General features: G+C 66.7%; 22 protein-coding genes. 6 read left to right on the top strand and 16 right to left on the bottom strand.

Annotated features, from left to right (window positions below):
* Entirely contained in the window at nt 1–468 is a 468-nt protein-coding gene (locus tag ACIP5Y_RS41960; RefSeq protein WP_400358756.1) for a carboxymuconolactone decarboxylase family protein, read from the bottom strand.
* 206 nt (nt 469–674) lie between these two features.
* Between ACIP5Y_RS41960 and ACIP5Y_RS41965 the strand changes: the two genes are divergently transcribed.
* Complete coding sequence (locus ACIP5Y_RS41965) at nt 675–1346, top strand: YdcF family protein (protein ID WP_400358758.1); 672 nt, start codon at nt 675–677, stop codon at nt 1344–1346.
* Between the two features lie 5 nt (nt 1347–1351).
* On the opposite strand, the gene ACIP5Y_RS41970 is transcribed toward ACIP5Y_RS41965, so the two are convergent.
* The 5 genes from ACIP5Y_RS41970 to ACIP5Y_RS41990 are packed head-to-tail and all read right to left on the bottom strand — an operon-like array spanning nt 1352 to nt 6422.
* Nucleotides 1352–1804: a MaoC family dehydratase gene (locus tag ACIP5Y_RS41970; protein WP_400358760.1), complete on the bottom strand. Its 453-nt coding sequence runs from the start codon at nt 1802–1804 to the stop codon at nt 1352–1354.
* Entirely contained in the window at nt 1801–3285 is a 1485-nt protein-coding gene (locus tag ACIP5Y_RS41975) for a long-chain fatty acid--CoA ligase (RefSeq protein WP_400358762.1), read from the bottom strand. Before ACIP5Y_RS41975 ends, ACIP5Y_RS41970 begins: the two co-directional genes overlap by 4 nt.
* A 31-nt stretch (nt 3286–3316) precedes the next feature.
* On the bottom strand, nt 3317–4474 hold the full coding sequence (locus ACIP5Y_RS41980; RefSeq protein WP_400358764.1) for an acyl-CoA dehydrogenase family protein: 1158 nt from the start codon (nt 4472–4474) through the stop codon (nt 3317–3319).
* Nucleotides 4475–4494: 20 nt separating this feature from the next.
* Nucleotides 4495–5244 carry a 3-oxoacyl-ACP reductase FabG gene (gene fabG / locus ACIP5Y_RS41985; RefSeq protein ID WP_400358766.1) on the bottom strand — a complete coding sequence of 250 codons (750 nt, stop codon included), beginning with the start codon at nt 5242–5244 and terminating at the stop codon, nt 4495–4497.
* Nucleotides 5245–5270: 26 nt separating this feature from the next.
* A complete protein-coding gene (locus ACIP5Y_RS41990) occupies nt 5271–6422 on the bottom strand; it encodes an acyl-CoA dehydrogenase family protein (protein ID WP_400358768.1) in 1152 nt (383 codons plus the stop codon).
* 110 nt (nt 6423–6532) lie between these two features.
* Here ACIP5Y_RS41990 and ACIP5Y_RS41995 point away from each other — a divergent pair, with 110 nt between their 5' ends.
* A complete protein-coding gene (locus tag ACIP5Y_RS41995) occupies nt 6533–7180 on the top strand; it encodes a TetR family transcriptional regulator (RefSeq protein ID WP_400358770.1) in 648 nt (215 codons plus the stop codon).
* Between the two features lie 13 nt (nt 7181–7193).
* Here ACIP5Y_RS41995 and ACIP5Y_RS42000 read toward each other — a convergent pair whose 3' ends face one another.
* Both ACIP5Y_RS42000 and ACIP5Y_RS42005 read right to left on the bottom strand, forming a co-directional pair.
* The gene (locus tag ACIP5Y_RS42000; RefSeq protein ID WP_400358772.1) at nt 7194–7808 is read right to left on the bottom strand and encodes a dihydrofolate reductase family protein; all 615 of its coding nucleotides are present in this window, start codon (nt 7806–7808) and stop codon (nt 7194–7196) included.
* A gap of 93 nt (nt 7809–7901) precedes the next feature.
* Nucleotides 7902–9125: an oxygenase MpaB family protein gene (locus tag ACIP5Y_RS42005; protein WP_400358774.1), complete on the bottom strand. Its 1224-nt coding sequence runs from the start codon at nt 9123–9125 to the stop codon at nt 7902–7904.
* Nucleotides 9126–9221: 96 nt separating this feature from the next.
* On the opposite strand from ACIP5Y_RS42005, the gene ACIP5Y_RS42010 reads away from it, so the two are divergent.
* Nucleotides 9222–9926 carry a TetR/AcrR family transcriptional regulator gene (locus ACIP5Y_RS42010; RefSeq protein WP_400358776.1) on the top strand — a complete coding sequence of 235 codons (705 nt, stop codon included), beginning with the start codon at nt 9222–9224 and terminating at the stop codon, nt 9924–9926.
* A 116-nt stretch (nt 9927–10042) separates the two neighbouring features.
* On the opposite strand, the gene ACIP5Y_RS42015 is transcribed toward ACIP5Y_RS42010, so the two are convergent.
* From ACIP5Y_RS42015 to cysD, 5 genes are read right to left on the bottom strand one after another with little or no spacing between them, the layout of a single operon-like run.
* Nucleotides 10043–11179 carry a sulfotransferase family protein gene (locus ACIP5Y_RS42015; protein ID WP_400358778.1) on the bottom strand — a complete coding sequence of 379 codons (1137 nt, stop codon included), beginning with the start codon at nt 11177–11179 and terminating at the stop codon, nt 10043–10045.
* A gap of 21 nt (nt 11180–11200) precedes the next feature.
* The gene (locus tag ACIP5Y_RS42020; protein ID WP_400358780.1) at nt 11201–11983 is read right to left on the bottom strand and encodes an SDR family oxidoreductase; all 783 of its coding nucleotides are present in this window, start codon (nt 11981–11983) and stop codon (nt 11201–11203) included.
* Entirely contained in the window at nt 11980–13182 is a 1203-nt protein-coding gene (locus ACIP5Y_RS42025) for a hypothetical protein (RefSeq protein WP_400358782.1), read from the bottom strand. Before ACIP5Y_RS42025 ends, ACIP5Y_RS42020 begins: the two co-directional genes overlap by 4 nt.
* Nucleotides 13183–13201: 19 nt before the next feature.
* Nucleotides 13202–15058, bottom strand: a complete 1857-nt coding sequence (gene cysC, locus ACIP5Y_RS42030) for an adenylyl-sulfate kinase (protein ID WP_400358783.1) — start codon at nt 15056–15058, stop codon at nt 13202–13204.
* Nucleotides 15058–15963, bottom strand: a complete 906-nt coding sequence (gene cysD / locus ACIP5Y_RS42035; protein WP_400358785.1) for a sulfate adenylyltransferase subunit CysD — start codon at nt 15961–15963, stop codon at nt 15058–15060. The genes cysC and cysD overlap by 1 nt, the downstream gene beginning before the upstream one ends.
* A 194-nt stretch (nt 15964–16157) precedes the next feature.
* Between cysD and ACIP5Y_RS42040 the strand changes: the two genes are divergently transcribed.
* Entirely contained in the window at nt 16158–17051 is an 894-nt protein-coding gene (locus tag ACIP5Y_RS42040) for an IclR family transcriptional regulator (RefSeq protein WP_400358787.1), read from the top strand.
* Here the strand turns inward: ACIP5Y_RS42040 and ACIP5Y_RS42045 are convergent.
* Both ACIP5Y_RS42045 and ACIP5Y_RS42050 read right to left on the bottom strand, forming a co-directional pair.
* The gene (locus tag ACIP5Y_RS42045) at nt 17048–18421 is read right to left on the bottom strand and encodes a DoxX family protein (protein WP_400358788.1); all 1374 of its coding nucleotides are present in this window, start codon (nt 18419–18421) and stop codon (nt 17048–17050) included. The genes ACIP5Y_RS42040 and ACIP5Y_RS42045 overlap by 4 nt on opposite strands.
* Nucleotides 18422–18475: 54 nt before the next feature.
* The gene (locus ACIP5Y_RS42050) at nt 18476–19219 is read right to left on the bottom strand and encodes a YoaK family protein (protein WP_400358790.1); all 744 of its coding nucleotides are present in this window, start codon (nt 19217–19219) and stop codon (nt 18476–18478) included.
* A gap of 27 nt (nt 19220–19246) precedes the next feature.
* Here ACIP5Y_RS42050 and ACIP5Y_RS42055 point away from each other — a divergent pair, with 27 nt between their 5' ends.
* Nucleotides 19247–19786, top strand: a complete 540-nt coding sequence (locus ACIP5Y_RS42055; protein ID WP_400358792.1) for an NUDIX domain-containing protein — start codon at nt 19247–19249, stop codon at nt 19784–19786.
* A gap of 107 nt (nt 19787–19893) precedes the next feature.
* On the opposite strand, the gene ACIP5Y_RS42060 is transcribed toward ACIP5Y_RS42055, so the two are convergent.
* On the bottom strand, nt 19894–20643 hold the full coding sequence (locus tag ACIP5Y_RS42060) for an SDR family oxidoreductase (RefSeq protein WP_400358794.1): 750 nt from the start codon (nt 20641–20643) through the stop codon (nt 19894–19896).
* Between the two features lie 88 nt (nt 20644–20731).
* On the opposite strand from ACIP5Y_RS42060, the gene ACIP5Y_RS42065 reads away from it, so the two are divergent.
* Nucleotides 20732–21559, top strand: a complete 828-nt coding sequence (locus ACIP5Y_RS42065; RefSeq protein ID WP_400358796.1) for a helix-turn-helix transcriptional regulator — start codon at nt 20732–20734, stop codon at nt 21557–21559.
* Nucleotides 21560–21592 lie beyond the last annotated feature (33 nt).

Below are 21592 nucleotides of genomic sequence, written 5' to 3' on the forward strand. Positions count from 1 at the left end.
TCACCAGGCTCCGGGGACGTAGTCGCCGCCGAGCTGGCCGGTGAGGACGTTGATCCGGTTGTAGGTGTTGATGACGGCGATCAGGCCGATGAGGATGGCGGCCTGGTCGTCGTCGTAGTGCTTGGTGACTTCGGCCCAGGTGGCGTCGGAGATGGGGTGGCTCCGGTCGGCGATGCGGGTGCCTTCCTCGGTGAGGGCGAGGGCGGCGCGTTCGGCGTCGGTGAAGACGTTGGTGTCGCGCCAGGCTGCGATCAGTGCGAGGCGGACGGGGGTTTCGCCGGCGGCCGCGGCGTCCTTGACGTGGGCGTCGAGGCAGACGCCGCAGCCGTTGATCTGGGAGGCGCGGATCTTGACGAGTTCCTGGGTGGTCTCGGCCAGGCCGCCGTCCTCGAGGGCGCGGCTGGCGGTGACGAAGCGCTTCATGAACTTGCCGGCGGTCTCGCTCTGGGTGATGTCGATGCGTGCCATCGTCTTCTCGCTTTCCGTGTGTTGTTCGTTGGCTACATCAGGTCGACGAACCGGCGCCCCGGACTGTGACACGGCATGAGATGTGATCGCAGTCACATGATCGAAGATTTCGCGAAACCCCCTACCGCAGACCGGATTAGGGGTGATCATGGATCGCAGAGTCTGAACCGACCAGTAGTCACCGATCGGCTATTCAGGGGGTGGCGATGTTCACTGTCCGCAGACATCGGAAAATCTCGGTCCCGACAAATCTCCGCACCAAGGTGATCCGCGCCTTACTGCCCAGCGTGACGGTGGTGGCCATCGCGGTGGCTGTTGCTCCGGCCCACGCCGCCCCACCGCCGCCGGTTCCGGGGCTGCCGAGCGATCTGCTCGCCGTGGTCGACGGGCTGACCACTTTCCGGCTACCAGGTTTGAACCTGCCCGCGATCTTCAACCCGAATACCGCAATCGTGGTGCTCGGCTACGGCCTGCAACCGGACGGGTCGATGCGGCCGGAGCTCATGGCGCGGCTGTACACCGGTTATGTCTCGGCCCTACTGTCCCCCGCTTCGCCGATCATCGTGACGGGCGGTAATCCGCAGAACGGCGTGACCGAGGCGCAGGCCATGGCGGATTGGCTGATCGCGCGCGGGATCGATCCGGCGCGCATTCACACTGAGACGCAAGCGGATTCGACGGTGCAGAACGCGTTGTTCTCGGCGCAGCTCATGCAGGCCATCGGCGTGAACGCGGTCATTCTGGTCACCTCGGACGACCATATTCAACGCGCGCTCAGTAACTTTCAGGCCGCGGGGATCGCCGTGGTGGCGACCATGACCCCGGACGCGGCGCCGATGGGTGCGGAACCGTTCGGTCCGGGGCGGTGGGCCGGTTAGACAGCTCAGGCGAGGTAGCGCGCGATGCTCTGCGCGACGCAGGCCGGTTTCGCGACGCCGTCGATCTCGACGGTGACGGTGCGCTCGGCCTGCACGCCGCCGGCGATATCGGTGACGGTGTCGAGGGTGATGCGCCCGCGAATCCGGCTGTCGACCGGCACGGGGTTGATGAAGCGAACCTTATTGAGCCCGTAATTGATTGCCATTCCGGCCGCGCTGACCGTCATGATCTGCGCGGTCATCGGCACCACCAGCGACAGGGTGAGAAACCCGTGCGCGATGGTGCTGCCGTAGGGTCCGGCGGCCGCGCGTTCGGCGTCCACGTGGATCCACTGGTAGTCCTCGGTGGCCTCCGCGAACTTGTCGATGCGCGCCTGGTCGATGGTGATCCAGTCGCTCACCCCGATCTCCGTGCCGACTGCCGAACGCAACTTCTCGAAGTCATCGAAATCGATCACGCGAAACGCTCCTTCAATTCTCGCTTGAGGATCTTGTGCGTGGGCCCGAGCGGCAGTTCGGTGAGGAACTCGACGCGGCGCGGGTACTTGTACCGTGCCACATGTGCTTTGGCGTAGTCGATGACTTCGTCGGCGGTGAGCGGCCCGTCGGGCACGACCACGGCGAGGATCTCTTCCCCGTAGGTCTCGTCGGGCACGCCGATGATCGCCACCTGCGCGATCTTGGGGTGCCGCAGCAACGCGGCCTCGACCTCGGTCGGGTACACATTGAACCCGCCGCGAATGATCATCTCCTTGATGCGGTCGACGATGCGCAGGTACCCGTCGGCGTCCTTGGTGCCGAGGTCGCCGGTGCGGAACCAGCCGTCGCACATGACTTCCGCGGTGGCGTCGGGCCGTCCGGTGTAGCCGCCGAACACATTGTGCCCGCGCACCACGACCTCGCCGACGGTGTCCGCGGACAGCAGCCGGATGCTGTCGCGTGCGTCCGGGTCGGCGATCTCCACGTCGACGCCCCACACCGGATGCCCGACCGTCCCGGCCCTGGGACCGAGCTCCGGCTGATTCACCGTTGCGGTGGGCGAGGTTTCGGACAGTCCGTAGCCCTCGAGGATGTAGCTCCCGTACACGCGCTCGAAGTCCTCGATGACGACCGGCGGCAGGGCGGCGCCGCCGCTGATGCACAGCCGCAGTCGCGGTAGCTCCGCCGCATCACCGGCGGCCGCGAGCAGCCCGTGATACATGGTCGGCACCCCGTGGAAGGTGTTGACGCCCTCGCGCACCATGAGGTCGATGGCCGCGGCCGCATCGAATCTGGGCAGTAGCACCAGCGTCGCCCCGACCCGCCAGTGCGAGTTCATGGACACCGTCTGCCCGAACACATGGAACAGCGGCAACGCGCCCAGTGCGATGTCGTCACGGTGAACCTCGTTGGCGTCGAACGCATTCACCGTCGCGCACATGACCATATTGAGGTGGCTGAGTTCGGCGCCCTTGGGCCGCCCGGTGGTCCCGCTGGTGTAGAACACGACCGCGATATCGAGCGGACCGCGCGTCACGAAGGTGGCGATGGGCTCCCCGGTGAGTTCCTGCGGTGCGACACAGTCGATTCCGGCCCGCGCCGCCGCCGCTTTGCCGACGGCCTGCACCATGTCATGGCAGACCAGCAGCTTGGCCCCACTGTCCCGCAGCACGTACTCGGCCTCGTCGGCGGTGAGCAGCAGATGCACCGGCACCACGGTCGCCCCCGCCGCCAGGATCGCGAAGTAGGCGCGCGGGAAGTCGGTCGTATTGGGCCCCATGAGCGCGACGCGGTCCCCCGGCCGCACCCCGAGTTCGATGAGTGCGGCGGCCTGTTCGCGGGCCTGCCGCCACAATTCGGCGAAGGTGACGCGTTGTTCGCCTTCGATGAGGGCGATATGGCCGGGCCGCCGCCGCGCCGGTTCGGCGAGAATGCTGGCGAGGGAGAGAGTCGCGTTCATTGGGACCTCGTGGTGTCGAGCGGGGATGTGGCTACAGGCCCATGTCCTTGGCGATGATCATCTTCATGACCTCGGACGTGCCGCCGTAGATGCGGTTCACGCGGTTGTCCGCGTACAAACGGGCGATCGGATATTCGTTGATGAACCCGTACCCGCCGTGCAGTTGCAGGCAGCGGTCGATGACGCGGGCCGCGACCTCGGTACAGAAGAGCTTGGCGGAGGCAGCGTCGGCGGCGGTCAGGGTGCCGGCGTCGAGGGCTTCCAGCCCGCGGTCGACGACGGCTTCGGCGGCGTCGACTTCGGCCTGGCAGGCGGCGAGTTCGAACTTGGTGTTCTGGAATCCGGCGACCGGCCGGCCGAAGACATTGCGCTGCTGCGTGTATTCCTTGGCGAAGCGGATGGCGGCCGTCGCCTGGGCGTAGGCGCCGATGGCGATGGACAGGCGCTCCTGCGGCAGGTTCTGGCCGAGGTAATGGAAGCCCTTGTGCTCCGCGCCGAGCAGGTCTTCGACCGGTACCCGCACATCGGTGAAGTTGAGTTCGGCGGTGTCGGAAACCTTGAGCCCCAGCTTGTCCAGCTTGCGGCCGACCGCGTAGCCGGTTGACTCGGTGTCGACCACGAACAGCGAGATGCCGAATCGGCGGTCCTCGTCCTTCGGCGGGGCCGTGCGGGCGCACACGATGACGCGGTCGGCGTGCACGCCGCCGGTGATGAAGGTCTTGGACCCGTTCAGCACGTAATGGGTGCCGTCCTCGGAAAGCTTTGCGGTGGTGCGCATTCCGGCGAGGTCGGAGCCGGTGCCGGGTTCGGTCATGGCGATGGCGAACATGAGCTCGGCGGTGACGAAGCCGGGCAGCCAGCGCCGCCGCTGCTCCGCGGTGGCCAGTTTCTTCAGGTACGGCAGGCACAGTCCGACGTGCACGCTGGATCCGCCGAACGAGACCGCGGCGCGGGCGGTTTCCTCGATGAGGATGGTCTGGAACTTGAAGGATTCGATGCCCGCACCGCCGAACTCCTCGGGTACTTCGATGCCGAAGACGCCGAGATCGGCCAGCTTGTAATAGAACTCGCGCGGGACGATGCCGGCCTGGTACCACTCGTCGTAGACGGGTGCGACCTCGGACTCGATGAACGCGCGCACCGTCTTGCGGAAGGCGTCGTGGTCTGCGTCGAAAACTGTTCTCTGCATGGTGATTCTGCTTCTCTCGATTAGAGCTTGCGGCCGCCGTCGACGTAGATGGTCTGACCGGTGACGAAGGAGGCGTTCTCGGAAACGAGGAACGACACCACGTTCGCGATATCGGCGGGCTCGCCGACCCGGCGCAGCGGGGTGATATCCGCGGCGGCCTTCCGGAAGTCCTCGGGGCTGACGCCGACGCGGGCGGCGGTGGCATCGGTCATCTCGGTGACGATGAAGCCCGGCGCGACAGCATTGACATTGATGCCGTACGGCCCGAGTTCGATGGCGAGCGTGCGGGTGAAGCCCTGGATGCCCATCTTGGCGGCGGAGTAGTTGGCCTGCCCGCGTGCGCCGAGCGCGGACACGCTGGAGGTGTTCACGATCTTGCCGGACTTCTGCTTCACCATGTACCGCTGCGCGGCCCGGCTGCACAGGAAGGCGCCGCGCAGGTGCACCGACATGACGGTGTCCCAGTCCTCCACCGACATCTTGAACAACAGGTTGTCGCGCAGCACGCCGGCATTGTTGACCAGTATGTCGACCGAACCCAGTTCCGCGGCAACGCGTTCGAAGGCGGCGTCCACCGAGGCTTCGTCGGCGACATTGCAGGCGACGGCGATGGCCTTGCCGCCCGCGGCCACGATGGCGTCGACGGTGTCCTTGCCCGCCGCTTCGTCGAGGTCGGCGACGACCACGGTAAAGCCGTCGGCGGCCAGTCGCCGGGCGGTGGCCGCGCCGATGCCCCGGGCCGCACCCGTGACGACAGCTACTTTCGGCATTCGAATCTCCTTGTGGGTCAGGTGCGTCAGAGGAAGGCGTTCACGCCGGTGAGGGCGCGCCCGATGAGCAGTTTCTGAATCTGGCTGGTGCCCTCGTAGAGGGTGAGTACGCGCGCGTCGCGCAGGTATTTGGAGACCGGGTACTCGTCGATGTAGCCGTAGCCGCCGAAGACCTGGATGGCATTGTCGGCGGCCTTCACCGCGGCCTCGCTGGCGAACAGTTTGGCGACCGAAGCCTCGGTGCCGAACGGCTTTCCGTGCTCGATCAGATGCGCGACCCGCCAGGTGAGCAGCCGCGCCGCTTCGACATCGACGGCGATATCGGCGAGGAGTTCCTGAACCAGCTGGTAGGAGGCGATCGGCTTACCGAATTGCTCGCGTTCCCCGGCGTACTTCACCGCGGCTTCCAGGCAGCCGCGCGCGACGCCGACGCAACCGGCGGCCACACCCATGCGTCCCTTGTCGAGGGCGCCCATGGCGATCTTGAAACCCTGGCCGAGTTCGCCGAGCCGATTGGCGTCGGGCACCCGGACCTGGTCGAGTACGAATTCCGCGGTGGCCTGCCCGCGCAGCCCGAGCTTGCCCTTGATCTCGGTGCGGGTGAATCCGGGCGCGTCGGTGGGCACCAGGAAGGCGGTGACGCCCTTGGGCCCGGGCCCGCCGGTGCGGGCGAAGATAATGGCCACCTCGGCCCAGGTGCCGTTGGTGATGAACATCTTGGTACCGGACAGCAGCCAATCCTCGCCGTCCGCAACGGCTTTGGTGGTGAGGTTGCCCGCGTCGGAGCCGGTGCCGGGTTCGGTGAGCCCGAAGCAGCCCAGGGCCTGGCCGGAACACAAGCGCGGCAGCCATTCCCGCCGCTGCGCCTCGGTGCCGTAGGTCTTGATGGATTTGCCCACCAGTCCCAGTGACACCGAGACGATGCCGCGCACCGAACTGTCGCCGCGCCCGAGTTCCTCGAGCAGCAGGCAGTAGTCGAGGGCGGTGCCGCCGGATCCGCCGTATTCCTCGGGGATTTCGATGCCGAGGAAGCCCATATCGCCGAGTTTGCCGACGATGGCGGTGTCGACCGCTTCGGCGCGATCCCAGGCCGCGGCGTGCGGGATGACCTCCTTGTCGACCCAGGCGCGGGCGAGGTCGCGCAGTTCGCGCTGCGCCTCGCCGAGTTCGAAGTCCATGGTGCGGATCACTCCTAACCAAACGCTGTTAGGTTTACTCTCGCCACGGTATCCTAACGGCGTTCGGTTTTTCAAGGGAGGTGTGGCAATGCTTCCAGGAAGGCGATTAGATGCCCAGGCCACGAGTGCCGCTACTGAGCCGGGAACGCATCCGCGAGGCCGCGCTGGCCATCGTCGACCGCGCCGGCCTGTCCGACCTGTCCATGCGGAAATTGGCCGCTGAACTGGGCGTTCAAGCCCCTTCGCTATACGGGCACTACCCCACCAAGGACGATCTGCTGGACGATATCGCGAGCGGCATCATGGCCCGCGTCGACGCGTCGGCCTTCGAACGGCTCGGCTGGCGGGACGGCCTGGTCTCCTGGGCGCGTTCGTATCGCGCGGCCCTGATCGCGCACCCCAACTTCGTGCCGTACCTGGCGTCGGGCCCGGGTAAGCGGGACGAGAATCTGCGGGCCGCCGACGCGGTACACGGCGGTCTGGTCGGCGCGGGCTGGCCGCCGCGGGACGCGACCATGATCGGCGCCGCGACCCGCTATCTGGTGATGGGCGCGACCCTCGGCTCGTTCTCCCGCGGTTTCGCCGATGACGTCCAGGTCTATCGGGACCGCTACCCGCATCTGGAGCAGGCGCACCTGTTACGCGCGAAGGCCGATGAAATCGATTCGGAGAGTTTCGAATTGGCTTTGAGCGCGTTCACCGACGGACTGCAGCTCCGTTACGAGCTCCTCGGCGAACGCGCTCAGCGCGGTCGGTAGTTCTGTTGTGCGGTTACTGCGCGTCCTGGTCCAGATGCGCGCGTGCCTCGTCGTACCCGGCCGCGGCGGGCGGCTCGGACGGCCCGTAGACCAGGTGCACGACACCGGTCTCGAACGGCGTGGCGGACAACAGCTTCAGCGGGATCGGCTCCCCCTCGCCGAACAGGCGCAGCCCGCTGTTGCGGACGACCGGGTGCACCAGCAGATGCAATTCGTCGATGAGCCCCGCCGCCAGCAACTGCCGGATGATCGACGGTGACCCGCTCATGGCGATATCGGTCGCGCCCGCCTCCTCCTTCAGCGCCTTGACCCCCTCGACCAGCTCCCCCTTCAACTGCTCGGAGTTCCGCCAGGTGAGCTCGAGATCCTGATGCGAGACGACGATCTTGCGAGCATCCCCGAGCCCCTTGGCCATGGGCTCATCCGGACCACCCGCGGTCTCCCGCTCCGGCCACGCGCCGGCGAAGCCCTCATAGGTGACGCGCCCGATCAGCAACGTGTCGGCAGTGCCGAGCTGGGCGGACACAGCCGCACCCATCTCATCGTTGAAGTAGGGGAAATGCCATTCCTGCGGTTCCCCGATAACGCCGTCGAGCGAGATGAACAGTCCTGCGGTGATCTTGCGCATCGAATTTCTCCTGTGAGTGTGGGGCTGTGGAAACCGCGGTTGCTCATGTGGACGACGCGACAGCCCCAAAGTAATCGATCCATCGAACGCGCACTATCGGTTGGTTCGAGGGATTTCGATGCTGAGGGGCATGCGGAGTTCGGCTAGGTACCAGAGGGCGAATTGGCGGAGGAATTCGTCGAACATCCAGTAGGCGTTGTCGATCGGGGGGATGACGGATTCGACGCCCTCGCGGACGGCGACGAAGGGGCGCCAGGCGACGTCGAGGAGGGGGTTCCAGAGGGGTTCGCGCGGGATGGCGAGCCAGTCGGCGATCTTGTCGCCGAGGATGTAGCGGGTGAAGGCGCCGAGGATGCCGCGGCTGAGGAGGGTGAGGTCGAGATCCTCACCGAGATTCAGGAGCTGGTCGGCGAGGTCGTTGCCTTCGGGGGTGGGGGCGATGATGGGGTCGAGGACCTGGACCGCCTGGGCTTCGGCCTGATCCCAGGAGTTGGGGATGTATTCGTCACGGACACCGAGGAAGTGCGCGGCCAGCTGCCAACTGTGCAGGTAGCCATCGGATTCGGCGACTGGGATCTGCAGGTTCCAGGAGCGCAGGGTGCGCATGATGGTGGTGGCCAGGCTGTGCCAGGTGACCATGATGTCGTCCTGGCTGATGGGGATCACCCCGGCGGGCCACTGCGGCGAGGTCGGCAGCAGATGCCGCACGGCGGCGTGGATGATGCGGGTCTTGACGCAGGTGACGATCATTTCGCCGGTGTCGCCGTAGGCGTCGACGGTGCCGATGTCGTAGCCGAATTTGGCTGTCTTGGAGATGCGTTCCTTGAGATGGGAGCCGCCGCGGGAGTAGTACACCGCGCGGGCCTCGTGCGGGATGACGGTGGACATCATGCCGCTGTCGAAGGCGTAGAGCACGCCGAGGTACAGGCCGCGTTTCTTGTTGAATTCGAAGGCCTGGGCCAGTTTTCCCTGATCGGTCCAGGCGGGTAGCTGCCGGGCGGATTCGATGAAGTCGCTCAGCCCCTTCGGCAGTCCGGCGGGCAGGGGCTGGGTGTTCTTGACCCAGGTTGCCAGCAACCGGTTCACCGCGGGCACGTCCTCGTGGTCCATGACATCGGCGACGACTTGGTCGGCTTCGGGGTCGTAGACCGTCAATGGGTCTGCGCCGCTGCCGGTTCCGGCGATCGAGCCGTCGGCCTGCCAGGTCCACGGTTCGGCTCTGGCGGTGCGCGCGCCGAGTGCGAGCGTGCCGACCGCACCGAGCACGCCGCCCGCCGCGCGCAATGCGTCCCGCCGGGTGAGTCGATATGCGTCCATGCTTCGATTCCCTTCATCGAGGCCCTGATACAGAGATACAGCTCTCGTATCCATGTATCCTGAATCACAGCACGCGAAGACCGCCCCCACAGCCGAATGGAAAAAGTGAAGCCACCGCCCTCGCCGCCCGACCGGACCCCGGACACCGCCTCGCTGCTGGAACGCGTCTACGGCGCAGCAGGCGAAAGTGCCGGTGCCGGCGACGAACTCCGCTCCCGCATCCTGGATGCGGCCTGCGAGCAGTTCGCCACCCTGGGCGTGCGCCGCTCGACCATCGACGATGTGGCCCGCCGCGCGGGGGTCTCACGCATCACGGTCTATCGCCGCTTCGCGACCAAGGACGATCTGGTCGAGCAGGTGATCCTGCGCGAATTCCGGCGCTACTTCGATCAATTCCGCGCTGACGTGCATCCGGCCGATACGCCCGGTGCGCGGGTGGTGGCCGGTTTCGTGGGCTCGTTGCGCGCGATCCGCGGCAACCCGATCATCGGCGGGCTGCTGTCGGCCGAACCGGACATGTTCGTCGGTTCGATCATGGGCGATCAAGGCCGGACCGTCGCCGTCGTGCGGGAATTCACCGCGGCACAACTCCGCCGCGAGCAGCGCGCGGGCCTGATCGCGGCGGAGGTGGACGCCGACATGGTGGCGGAACTGATGGTCCGGCTCTGCGCGTCGTTCCTCGCGATCCCCAGTCAGATAGTCGATCTCGACGACGAGACGCAATTGGCGGCCCTGGCCGAGCGCTACCTGGTGCCGATGCTCGGACCCGCCCCGAAGAAGAAACAGCAGAAGGAGCAGTAGATGAACCCGTACGTCCTCATCCAGAACTTCCTGAACCAATTGGACCTGGGTTCTTCGGGTTTCGGATCGGCCGCGCCGGTCCACCTACCGCTCACTGCACGATAAATCGCCTCGGGTCAGGCGATCTCGAATTCCGCCCGCACCCGATCCTCGGTCAGCCCGTAGTCGGCCAGTGAGTACTTGTGCTGGGGTTTGCGGTCACCGGACTTGCTGTCCTCGTCGAGTGCCCGCATGGCCGCGCGACCGGTGTCGGTGGATTCCAGCCCGAAGGTCGAGTAGATCTTCTCGACCGTCCCGAACGGGTCGGCGCGCAGTTCGTCGAATTCGATGTCCAGGAACTGGTCCGGGTTGTATCGCTTTCGCGCGGAGGTGAATTCGCGCAGGCCGCGTGACCAGAGCTCCAGCTGCGTCGCACCGATCTTCTCGCCGACGAAGGTGGTGGACCAGCCCTTGGTCGCCTGTTCGGACAGGCTGCACGAGGACCCGACAATGGTCACCGGATCGCGGTGCGTCTGAATGATCAGCGCGTCCGGGTACACCTCCATGAGCGCGTCCAGCGCGAAGAGATGGCTCGGGTTCTTGAGCACCCAGCGCCGGGTATCACCCAAGCCGATGAGCTGCAGGTTCGCCTTGTGCCGCGCGTAGGCGTCGGTCCACTCCTGCTGTTGCAGCCACTGCGAATAGGTCGGCAGGTAGGCCAGCGACTCGTAGGCAATGGATTTGACCGTCTGCCGCAGTAGCTGCCAGCACTCCTCCACCTCGGCCGCGGTCATGTAGTGCACGCCCATGAATTCCGGATTCTCGATGCGATGCTGCGCGAATCCGGCGTCGAGCTGCTGGTAGATCGGATTGTCGGCCCAGGTCTCGCGCGGCGGGCGCGGCTGCGGGAAGTCCGCCAGCCACATTTCCAGGGCCTGATGCTGTGGGTCGGCGGCCAGCAACCGGTGTAGCGCGGTGGTGCCGGTGCGCGGCAGGCCGGTCACGAAAATCGGCCTGGCGACCGGGGTTTCGGCGTACTCCGGGTTCGCCTTCCAGGAGGCCTCGCTGAGCGCGCGGGCCACCAGCGCATTGCGCAGGAAGTACCGGCTCATCTTGCTGCCGAGCTCGGTGAGCCCGGCGTCGCGCTGGTAGGACTCCAGTAGGACGCCGAGCGCCTCCCGGTAGTCGTCGGACCCGAAATCGTCGAGCCCCACGACCTTCGTCGCCGAGGCGTGCAGATCCTCGAGGGTGCCGACGTTGGTGCGTCCGGTCATTGCTTGGTCACTCCTGAACACTCAGACATGGAATTCGCCGCAGTTGACATCGAGGGTCTGGCCGGTGATGGCATTGGCCCACGGTGAGGCGAGAAAGACGACGGCGCGAGCGATCTCGCCGGGCTCCGGCAGTCGCTTCAGATCGGAATTGGCGGCTGTCTGCTGGTACACCTGCTCCGGGGTGATGCCGTACTTCTCGGCGATCCCGGCGAAGTACTGCTTCAGCTGATCGGTCCAGATATAGCCCGGGGCAACCGAATTGACCCGGATCCCCTTCTCCCCCAGCTCGGTCGCCAGGGTCTGCGACATGGCCAGCAGCGCCGCCTTGGCCAGCTTGTAGCTGCCGTAGCGCGGCTGGGAGTGCCGCAGCACCATGGAGTTGATCATGACGACCGCGCCCTTGGACTCGGCGAGCGCCTCGGTGAACGCCTGCGTCATGCGCAATCCGCCCAGCACCGTGAGGTCGACGCTGTCGCGAATCTGCTGGAAGTCGGTGCGCGCCAGCGGCTTCATGGACGGCAGCGAGAACGCATTGTTCACCAGAGCATCCACCCGGCCGAACGTCTCGAGAGTGCGCGCCACCAAATTCTGCACGGCCGCGTCATCGGTGATATCCGTAGGCACCGAGAGCGTTTCGCCGCCCGCGGCCTCCACCTCGGCCGCGACTTCCTTCAGCCGTGACTCCGTCCGTGCGGCGAGCACCACCTTGGCTCCGGCCGCGGCCGACTCCAAGCAGATCGACCGGCCGAGGCCGGGTCCGACACCACTGACCACGACGACTTTGTCGGTGAGCAGTCCCGTCATCCGAGCATCCTTTCAGCGAAGGCCCGCTGCCGAGCGGCGATCCGCTCGCGCCAGCCGGCCTCATCGATGCGATTGTGTTCGTAGTGCGGGAGTTGTTCCGCCACTTTGTCGAAAGGCACCAGTTCGTAAGTGGGACCGTCGGCGGGGGTGATCACCCGGCCGACGCGCTGCCAGCGGAACTGGAGAATGCCCTGGGTACGGCCCGTAGTCTCGATCCAGTTGGCGACACCCGGATTCCGCTTGGAAACGACCATGCGGATGAACCCGTCCGGATCCACCTGCGCCTGCTGGTGATTCAGGCTCGTCTGATGGTTCACGTAATCCAGGGAGATGTACCAGCGGCTACCCAGCTGGAATCCCTGGTACGGCGCATCGGATTTCGGCACGGTGATGATCAGCGCCTGATCCTCGGTCAGATCGAAATGCCCCACCGACGAGTACTGCGTGCTCAATCCGCCCGGTGTGAGCCGCGGTTCGGTGAGCGTGTTCACCGGCAGATCCAGGTAGAACCACTTGGGGAAGTTGAACCAGGTGTGCACGCGGGTCAGCAGCATGCGCCCCGCCGCCCGGTACCGCTTCCGCAGTTGCGCCACATCGGGTTCGGCCGGCGTGGTGCCGATCGTATCCACGCGTTCGATGCGAATACTGCCCTTGCGTTCGGTGCTCCAGTCGCTGTAGACCTCGCGCACCGCCAGCATGGACGCGCCCTCGCCGAGCTGGAAGTAGTTCGGCTCCGGATTCTCCTTGGGCGGGCCGAAGCGGAGCTGGAAGCTGCCGTCGGCGGCGATGTCGAGCCGCCGATCGTCGAACGCGTCCTCGCCGCCGGGGACGTCGGTGGCGGTGTAATCGCCCTTGAGCACCTGGAAACTCAGGTCGGTGGTGCTGCCGCGCACGCCGGTCACCAGGTATTCCGCGCCGGGTTCGATATTGGCGTGGTAGTAGAGGGTGTCCGGGTTGTCCAGGCCCATCTTGGTGTACGGCCCCGTGGAGCTCACGAAGTACGGGTGCGAGGTGCCGTGCGCCCGCGACAGCTGCAGCACGGCGGCAATGCTGCCCTGCAGGTAGTCGTATCCTTCGGCGAGATCGTGCTCGTCCCGAACGAAATCAGCGGCGGCGATGAGCTTCTCGGCCTCGGCGACGGCCGCGAGGAACGGCTCCGTCAAAGGCAGTTCGGCCTTGTCGATATCGGGCTGGGTCATCGAATGTCTGCCATTCTCTCTAGTTCCTGCCTATTGCCCGGAGGATCCGGTGGGCGATCTCGGACGGCGTCCCGTCCGAGGGGGTGAAGGTCAGATCGGCGAATTCCGGCCGCTCGTAGGGCGAGCTGATACCGGTGAACTCGCGCAGTTCGCCCGCGCGGGCGCGCTTGTACAGGCCCTTGGCGTCGCGCAGTTCGCATTCCTCGAGCGGGGTGTCGACGAAGATCTCGCGGAACGGCAAATGCTTGTCCTCGTGCAGCTTCCGGGCCGCGCGGCGTTCGGCGCGGAACGGGCTGATGAGCGAGACGATCGCCACCACACCGGCGTCCGCGAACAGTGCGGCCACCTCGGCGACGCGGCGGATGTTCTCGCGCCGGTCCTCGTCGGTGAAGCCCAGATTGCGGTTCAGGCCGTGCCGCAGATTGTCGCCGTCGAGCAGGTAGGCGGGCTGCCCGGAGGCGATCAGCTGCCGTTCCAATTCGACTGCGATGGTGGACTTCCCGGAGCCGGAGAGCCCGGTCAGCCATACGGTGGCGCCGCCGCTGAGCCGCTGCTCGCGTTCCACGGCGGAGCTGTGCCACACCACGTTCGACGCCTTGTGCTCGACCCGCGGTGCGCCGGTGGAGCGTCCGGTGATCATGCCCGCGGCGACGGTCTGATCGGTGGCCTCGTCGATGAGGATGAAGCTGCCGGTGGTGCGGTTCTCCCGGTACGGGTCGAACAGCAGTGGCTGCCGGCTCTTCAGCGTGATGCGCCCGATGTCATTGAGCGCCAGGGCATCCGCGTCGGTCTGCCGGTGCAGGGTGTTGACGTCGAGCCGGTAGTCCAGTTCGGTCACCTCGACCTTGGCGGTCTGGGCGGCGGTGCGGATGGAGTACTCACTGCCGGGCCGCAACTGGGTCTCGTCGGAGAACCAGCACACCATGGCGTCGAGTTCGCGGTCCTGGTGTGGCTGATTGCCGGGGCGGGCGAGCATATCGCCGCGGCCGACGTCGATATCGTCATCGAGGGTGAGGGATACGGCCATTCCGGTGAAGGCCTCCTCCACCTTGCCGCCGCCGGGCGCCCAGATCTGCGCGACCTTGCTGGTGCGGCCGGACGGCAGCACCACCACCTCGTCGCCGGGCTTGAAGATGCCGCCCGCCACGGTTCCGGCGTAACTGCGCACGTTCTCGCCGTGCGGCCGGATGACGTACTGCACGGGCAGCCGGGTGTCGATGAGGTTGCGGTCGGAGGCGACGTGCACCTCCTCGAGGTGACGCAGCAGCGGCGGGCCCGGATACCAGCCCGCGGTGTGCTCGGACAGCTCCACCACATTGTCGCCGTGCAGGGCGGAGACCGGGATGAAACTCAGATCGCCGACATCGAGTTTCGTTGCGAAGTCCGCGAATTCGGCGCGGATCTCCTCGAACCGCTGCTCGGACCAGTCGACCAGGTCCATCTTGTTCACGCACAGCACCAGGTGCCCGACGCCCAGCAGCGAGGACAGGAAGGCGTGCCGCCGGGTCTGCTCGGAGACGCCCTTGCGGGCATCGACCAGCAGGAGTGCGAGGTCGGCGGTGGAGGCGCCGGTGACCATGTTCCGGGTGTACTGCACATGCCCCGGGGTGTCGGCGATGATGAATTTCCTTCGCGGCGTGGCGAAGTAGCGGTAGGCGACATCTATGGTGATGCCCTGCTCGCGTTCGGCGCGCAGGCCGTCGGTGACCAGGGACAGGTCGGGTCCGTCATTGCCGCGGGCGACGCTGGCGCGTTCGATGGCGTCGAGCTGATCGGTGAACAGGCTCTTGGAGTCGAAGAGCAGCCGCCCGATCAGGGTGGACTTGCCGTCGTCGACGCTGCCGGCGGTGGCCAGGCGCAACAGGTTTCGGCGCATCAGAAGTAGCCCTCTCGCTTGCGATCTTCCATGCCGGACTCGGAGATTCGGTCGTCGGCGCGGGTGGCGCCGCGTTCGGTGAGGCGGGTGACCGCGGTTTCGGCGATCACCTCGGCCGGATCGGTGGCGTCGGATTCCACGCAGCCGGTGCAGTCGGCGTCGCCGAGGGTGCGGAAGCGCACGTTCGCCTCGAACCGCTTTTCCTCGGGGCCGAAGGTCAGGAATCGGTTGTCCGCCAGCAGCATTCCGTCGCGTTCGACGACGGTGCGGCGGTGCGCGTAATACAGCGCGGGCAGTTCCACCTCGGCCTGCCCGATGTACTCCCAGATGTCGAGCTCGGTCCAGTTCGACAGCGGGAACACCCGGATGTGCTCACCCTTGCGGTGCCGCCCGTTGTAGAGATTCCACACCTCGGGCCGCTGTGCTCGCGGCTCCCACGCGCCGTATTCGTCGCGGAAGCTGAAGACGCGTTCCTTGGCGCGTGCCTTCTCCTCATCGCGGCGCGCACCGCCGAAGACCGCGTCGAAGCGGTGCTCGCGAATGGTGCGCAGCAGCGTGGTGGTCTGCAGCCGATTGCGGGTCTCGCCGGGTCGTTCGGTGACCCGGCCCGCGTCGATATCGTCCTGCACGCTGCCGACCAGCAACTGTGCGCCCAGCCGGGCGACGGTGCGATCCCGGAATTCGATGACCTCGTCGAAGTTCCGCCCGGTATCGATGTGCAGCAATGGGAACGGCAGTGGCGCGGGCCAGAAGGCCCGCCGCGCCAGTTCCAGCATGACCGCCGAATCCTTGCCGCCGGAGAACAGCAGCACGGGCCGCTCGAAGGTGGCGGCCACCTCCCTGATGATGTGCACCGATTCCGCCTCGAGGGCAGACAGATGCGACAACTCGTATCCCGCTCGCATGCTCGTACTCACTGCCCGCTTCACCCACTTGCCACGTCGCCCACAACTTGCGTTGTCGAATATTCGACGCTATTGTTCGATTATGTGACACCGACGATAGGTCGGGAGCGGCGTGACGGTCAATACCTCACGCCGATTTCATCGGCACGCCGCTAGCATGCATTCGCCGCACGATCCGACAGACGGGGAACGCCTTGGCCGAAACTCGCACCGCCCCAGCCGCATCCGAAGCCGACGCCGCCGTCTCCCCACCGACCCGGCGCGTCGTACAGACGATCGACCTCTTGTCCCGGCATTCCGGCGAACAGCTCTCCCTCGCACGAATCGTGCGCGCCACCGGCATGTCCCGCGCCACCGCCCACGCGGTCCTCACCCAGCTCACCGCCGACGGCTGGACCCTCCGCGACCAGGACGGCAACTACTGCCTCGGCCTCGGCCTGCTGACCGTGGCCCGCCGCGCCGAAGCGGCGTTCCCCCTACGCCGGCTGGCCCTGGATCGAATGCGCGATCTGGCCACGGCACACCGGGTTCCGGTCTTCCTCGCCGAACGCGAAGCGGACGCCATCGTCATCACCGAGGTGATCGGCACCCCCTCGGTCCCCTGGATCCGCACCGCCCGCCGCATGCCCTTCGCACCCCCGGTCTGCCGCGAATTCATCGCCTGGGCCCCGGATTTCGAACGCAGCGCCTGGCTGGAGGCCGCCGACCCGGCCCACCGCCCCCGCCTCACCGCGGTCCTGGACGCCATCCGAGACCGCGGCTACTCCGTAGAACGCCTCGCCGACGACTCCGCCCCCATGCTCGAAGCCCTGACGGCCCTCCGCCACTCCCCGGTGACGGACCCCCTCCGCCACCGCCTCAGCAGCATGATCACCGAACTCATCACCATCGACTACCTGCCCCACGAACTGGGCGGCCACAATGCCGTCGTCTCCATCGCGGCCCCGATCTTCACCCACGAGAGCACGGTGACGGCCTCCATAGTCACCTGCCCCGACACCAACCTCACCACCCCCGCCCTCCTCGAACTCGCTTCCGCCACAAAGCAAGCCGCCGAGGCGATCGCCTCGGCGCTGCACGCACGTTAAGAGCTGGGGTAGTTCACGACCCAGTGGAAGCCGCCGTTGCGGAGGGGGAAGTTGTTCTCGTCGAAGCGGTGGAGGGTAACCGTGACCGGGTGGCCGTTGAAGTCGCCGTCGAGTCGGAGTTGATCCGGGGCGGACTGCTGGAAGGTGAAGTCGCCCATCGATGCCGGTTGTTGCTGGGGTTGTGCGTTATGAAAGCTCAAGGGCGCGTCGGCGGTTTGCAGTTGCAGGTGGTGCGACCGGGGGTCGATCTGGAGTTTCGCGGGGACGAGGGTGCCGTCCATCTGCTGGTACTGCATGAAGCCGGGGTAGTCGAAGACTATGCGCTGCCAGCGGTTTTCGTCGGTCAGCAGGGGTGGCACGGATTGGCCGTCGCGGGTGAATTCTTCGACTGTCCAGATGCCGTAGAGGGGTGGCTTGGGGCGGCCGGAACCGACCTGTTGGTAGATGCCCCAGGAGGCGTGGGCCAGGCCGGCGGCTATCCAGATCGCGAGGGCGAGTTGGAGCAAGGTCGCGATTCGGCGGGAGCGGGGGGTGCGGAACGGGTAGGGGGTGGTCGACGGGCCGGGGCGGCGGTCCAGGATCAGCATTTCGGCCAGGCGCTTCGCCTCGGGGGCCAGTAGGAGCAGGGCCATGAGCATGAAGAAGCCGGAGCCGATCTTCACCGGCACATCGAAGTTCATATCCATGACGAACACCATCGCCATATCGACCAGGGCCAGCATGGCCCCGACTATCGCGGTCCGCGGGATGAAGAGCAGTAGGCCCGCCGTGACTTCCGCTGCGCCCAAAAGGATTTCGTAGCTCGGAGAGGAACCGACCTGGTTCCACAGCACCCCCATGCTGGTCATATTGCCGTAGGGCTCGAGCAGCGTGGACAGTGCGGGTTCGGGCATCTGCGACGGGATCAGTTTCGCGAAACCGTAGAGCAGCATCTGGCCGCCCAGGCACACGCGAATGAAGAGCAGAACCCAGCCGGCCAGGCGGCGGTAGTCGGGGCGGCGGCGATCCAGCGCGGTCCACACCAGCGTTGCGACCACCGCAACCATCAGCACACACCAGAGCTGTACCCAGTTGTAGGTCTGGTCTCCACTGCCACTGTGGTGATCCACGGCCTCGACGCCGAAGACGTGGTCGCCCACCCACTTCACGCTGGGGTCGAGCAACCGCGTCGGCCAGTCGACCGTATCGTGCGCCAGCCGCTCTGCCGACCAGCCCAGGAACACCGCCGTGATCTGCGCCTCGAGCAGGCACATCAGCCCGAAGGAGACGAAGACGAAGCGGAAGGCGAGACGGGTGAACGGATTCCAGCCCACCCGGTCGGAACGATCGATGTCCTGCGAAGTTTCCGGATCCACCCCGATGACTGCCATGGACAGGACGCTACGAGCACCACCCGCGTCACCGCTTCCAGGAACGCCCCCGATTTATCCCGCCCCTCCCCTACCCCGTAGGGCTGACCTGCTACCGCCGGCAGGCGTACTGATGCTGGCCCCACCTACGACCGCCGCACCCACCATGACCACGGCCGCCGCCGCGAAAACCCAGCCGAGACCGCAGCGCTCCAACAGCGCACCGACCGCCGCGCCGAGGGCAATACAGACCACCGCCGCCGATCGTCGATTCGCCAGCGCCGCCCAGCCACCGCGCGTACCGAGTTCAGCGGCGAACTTGGTGAGAGTTACCGTCACCACCACGGTCGTCAGGTCGGTCACGTCGAGCTTGCGGGCGGCGGCGGCCTGAATACCCATGGCGCACGCGGCAATCGCGGCCGTGGTCACGCCGATCCGATGCCGGGCCGGATCACCGAGCGCGACCAGCAGAGCGCACACGAGCAACAGCACCGCACCGAAACCCAGGCAGGCCAGGATCTCCCGAGCCCAGCGCCCCGAGTACCGGCGCAGGAAGGCCCCCGCCGCCGTAGCACCCGCGAGGAACCCCAGAAACGCCGCGATCGGCCCGGCGACAGGCATCCCCGCGCCACCCGCGGTCCCCATCCCGAGAATCAGCACATTGCCGGTCATATTGCCCGCGAACACATTGCCGAGCCCCAGAAACGCGGCCGCGTCGACCATCCCCGCCCCACCCGTCAGCAGCAGCACCAGAATCACGTCCAGCCGTTCCCCGCCGAACCGGCGAGGGTGCGGCACGCGCCGCCGGAACCTGTTCATGAACCGCCTCCTGGCAGGATCGAGGGCATGGATACCGTGCGCTCTCAGGAGATCTACTCCAATCCGTGGATCACGGTCCGCGAGGACATCGTCCGCCGGGCCGACGGCTCCGAGGCCGTCTACGCCGTCGTGGACAAATCGCACTACGCGGTGGTGGTTCCGCAGGACGGGGAGCGCTTCCAACTCGTCGAACAGTATCGGTATCCGCTGCGGCGGCGGTGCTGGGAGTTTCCCGGCGGGTCGGTGCCGGGCGGGGCGGACATGGATCCGCTGGAGGTGGCGCGCCAGGAACTGCGCGAGGAGACCGGATTGCGGGCGGGCCGGCTCACCTACCTGGGGCAGCTGGCGCCCGCGCCCGCCACTACCAGCCATCTCGGCCATATCGTGCTGGCCACCGAACTGACCGAGGGCGAGCCGGAACGGGAACTGTCCGAGCAGGATATGGAGGCCGCCTGGTTCACCCGTACCGAGCTGGAGGCCATGATCTCGGACGGCACCATCATCGACGCGGACACGATCGCCGCGTACACGCTGCTTGTGCTGCACGAACGCAACCGAGCGCAATAGCCGCAATAGCATCGATACCGCGATCGCCCGCCCTCACCACGACGCCCGTGGCCGCGGCGCGACCTCCACTCCCGTTCCGCGAGCACCGTTTCGCTCGCGCGGGGCGATCACCACTCGAGCTGCCCGTACTCCTCGTCGGCGCCCCAGCGGTAGCCCCACAGCACGCCCGACGGACCGTCCGCCGGCAGCGTGGCGAGGTGCACCGACGGCTCGGCGCCCTGTGCCGCGGTACGGAATCCGGAGTTGTGGTTCAGATCGGTGGCGGTGTAGCCGGGATTGGCGGCGTTCACCTTGATCGGGGTGTCCCAGAGTTCCTTGGCGTACTGGGCCGTCACCATGTTCAGCGCGGTCTTGGAGGTGGCGTACGGGATGGCCGCCATCCGGAACATCGGCCCGTCCGGGTCCATGGTGGCGGTGAGCGACCCGACCTCGCTGGATACGTTCACGATCCGCGCCGCCTCCGCCCGCCGCAGCAGCGGGAGCAGGGCGTTGGTCACCGCGACCACGCCGAACACATTGGTCTCGAAGAGGTTTCGCAGGCTGTTCAGTTCGGTGGACGAGGGCTTGCCGTCACCGTCGCGGACCCCGGCGATGGCCGCGTTGTTGACCAGGATGTCGAGCTTGCCGAACTCCTTGTCGATGAATTCCGCTGCGGCGGCGACGGATTCCGGATCCGTCACGTCGAGTGGTACGAACCGCGCGTCCGCGCCTTCCGCCTGCAGTTTCTCGGTGGCCGCGCGTCCCAGATCGGCGTCGCGCGCCCCCACCAGAACGGTGATGCCGCGGGCGGCGAGCTGCCGTGCGGTCTCGTAGCCGATGCCTTTGTTGGCGCCTGTGATAAGTGCTGTTGTCGTCATGTGAACAAGACTCGCACCACACGAAGTTCGCCGGGAGGACCAAGTTGTACCACCCGCGCGAAACCCGTCCCGGGCTCACACTTGATCCATGGCGGATAGAAGTGAACTCGCGGCCTTCCTGCGCAGCCGGCGCGAGCGGCTGACCCCGAGCGATGTCGGCCTGCCCGACGGAATCAACCGCCGCGCACCGGGTCTGCGCCGCCAGGAAGTGGCACAGCTGGCGGGCATCTCGGTCGACTACCTGGTCCGGCTGGAGCAGGCGCGCGGTTCGCATCCGTCGCGGCAGGTGCTGGCGGCGCTGGCGCGGGCGCTCATGCTCGGCGTCGACGAACGCGAATACCTCTACCGCATGGCCGGGGAGCATCCGCCCACCGTCAGCGGACCCAATCGGATTGTGCCGCAGTCGGTCCGGATCATTCTCGATACGATCGCCAGTCCCGCGTATGTCGCGGACGCCACCTTCGAGGTGCTGGCGTGGAATCGCGCCGCCGTCCCGTTCCTGGGCGATTTCGACGAGACGCCCGGCGCGGATCGCAATATGGTGCGCTGGATGTTCGGTCAGGCGGTCGACCATCCCAGCTGGTCGGACGAGTCGACCCGCGAGTTCGCGCGTTCCGTCGTGGCGGATCTGCGCGCCGCCTACGCCCGCTATCCCGGTAATCCGGCGCTGGCCGCGCTGCTCACCGAATTGCTCGGCGTCTCACCGCGTTTCGCGGATATGTGGGCCGCACACGATGTCGAGGTGCGGCGCACGCATCAGAAGCATGTGGATCATCCCGAACTCGGCCCGCTCGATTTCGAATGCCAGATCCTGCATATCTCCGATACCGATCAGCGGATCATCGTCTACTGCGCGGCGCCGGGCACCCGCACGGCCGCGATCTTCCACGCGCTCTCGGGCGCCGGCTCGAAGTAATCGTGCGGCGGCCGCCTCAGGTTTGCCAACGAA

This window comes from Nocardia sp. NPDC088792, assembly GCF_044750615.1.
GTDB lineage: Bacteria > Actinomycetota > Actinomycetes > Mycobacteriales > Mycobacteriaceae > Nocardia.

Coding starts and splice junctions, on each gene's coding strand:
- ACIP5Y_RS41960 (WP_400358756.1), bottom strand. CDS start 468: ATGGCACGCATCGACATCACCCAGAGCGAGACCGCCGGCAAGTTCATG.
- ACIP5Y_RS41965 (WP_400358758.1), top strand. CDS start 675: ATGTTCACTGTCCGCAGACATCGGAAAATCTCGGTCCCGACAAATCTC.
- ACIP5Y_RS41975 (WP_400358762.1), bottom strand. CDS start 3,285: ATGAACGCGACTCTCTCCCTCGCCAGCATTCTCGCCGAACCGGCGCGG.
- ACIP5Y_RS41980 (WP_400358764.1), bottom strand. CDS start 4,474: ATGCAGAGAACAGTTTTCGACGCAGACCACGACGCCTTCCGCAAGACG.
- fabG (WP_400358766.1), bottom strand. CDS start 5,244: ATGCCGAAAGTAGCTGTCGTCACGGGTGCGGCCCGGGGCATCGGCGCG.
- ACIP5Y_RS41990 (WP_400358768.1), bottom strand. CDS start 6,422: ATGGACTTCGAACTCGGCGAGGCGCAGCGCGAACTGCGCGACCTCGCC.
- ACIP5Y_RS41995 (WP_400358770.1), top strand. CDS start 6,533: ATGCCCAGGCCACGAGTGCCGCTACTGAGCCGGGAACGCATCCGCGAG.
- ACIP5Y_RS42000 (WP_400358772.1), bottom strand. CDS start 7,808: ATGCGCAAGATCACCGCAGGACTGTTCATCTCGCTCGACGGCGTTATC.
- ACIP5Y_RS42005 (WP_400358774.1), bottom strand. CDS start 9,125: ATGGACGCATATCGACTCACCCGGCGGGACGCATTGCGCGCGGCGGGC.
- ACIP5Y_RS42010 (WP_400358776.1), top strand. CDS start 9,222: ATGGAAAAAGTGAAGCCACCGCCCTCGCCGCCCGACCGGACCCCGGAC.
- ACIP5Y_RS42015 (WP_400358778.1), bottom strand. CDS start 11,179: ATGACCGGACGCACCAACGTCGGCACCCTCGAGGATCTGCACGCCTCG.
- ACIP5Y_RS42020 (WP_400358780.1), bottom strand. CDS start 11,983: ATGACGGGACTGCTCACCGACAAAGTCGTCGTGGTCAGTGGTGTCGGA.
- ACIP5Y_RS42025 (WP_400358782.1), bottom strand. CDS start 13,182: ATGACCCAGCCCGATATCGACAAGGCCGAACTGCCTTTGACGGAGCCG.
- cysC (WP_400358783.1), bottom strand. CDS start 15,058: ATGCGCCGAAACCTGTTGCGCCTGGCCACCGCCGGCAGCGTCGACGAC.
- cysD (WP_400358785.1), bottom strand. CDS start 15,963: ATGCGAGCGGGATACGAGTTGTCGCATCTGTCTGCCCTCGAGGCGGAA.
- ACIP5Y_RS42045 (WP_400358788.1), bottom strand. CDS start 18,421: ATGGCAGTCATCGGGGTGGATCCGGAAACTTCGCAGGACATCGATCGT.
- ACIP5Y_RS42050 (WP_400358790.1), bottom strand. CDS start 19,219: ATGAACAGGTTCCGGCGGCGCGTGCCGCACCCTCGCCGGTTCGGCGGG.
- ACIP5Y_RS42055 (WP_400358792.1), top strand. CDS start 19,247: ATGGATACCGTGCGCTCTCAGGAGATCTACTCCAATCCGTGGATCACG.
- ACIP5Y_RS42060 (WP_400358794.1), bottom strand. CDS start 20,643: ATGACGACAACAGCACTTATCACAGGCGCCAACAAAGGCATCGGCTAC.
- ACIP5Y_RS42065 (WP_400358796.1), top strand. CDS start 20,732: ATGGCGGATAGAAGTGAACTCGCGGCCTTCCTGCGCAGCCGGCGCGAG.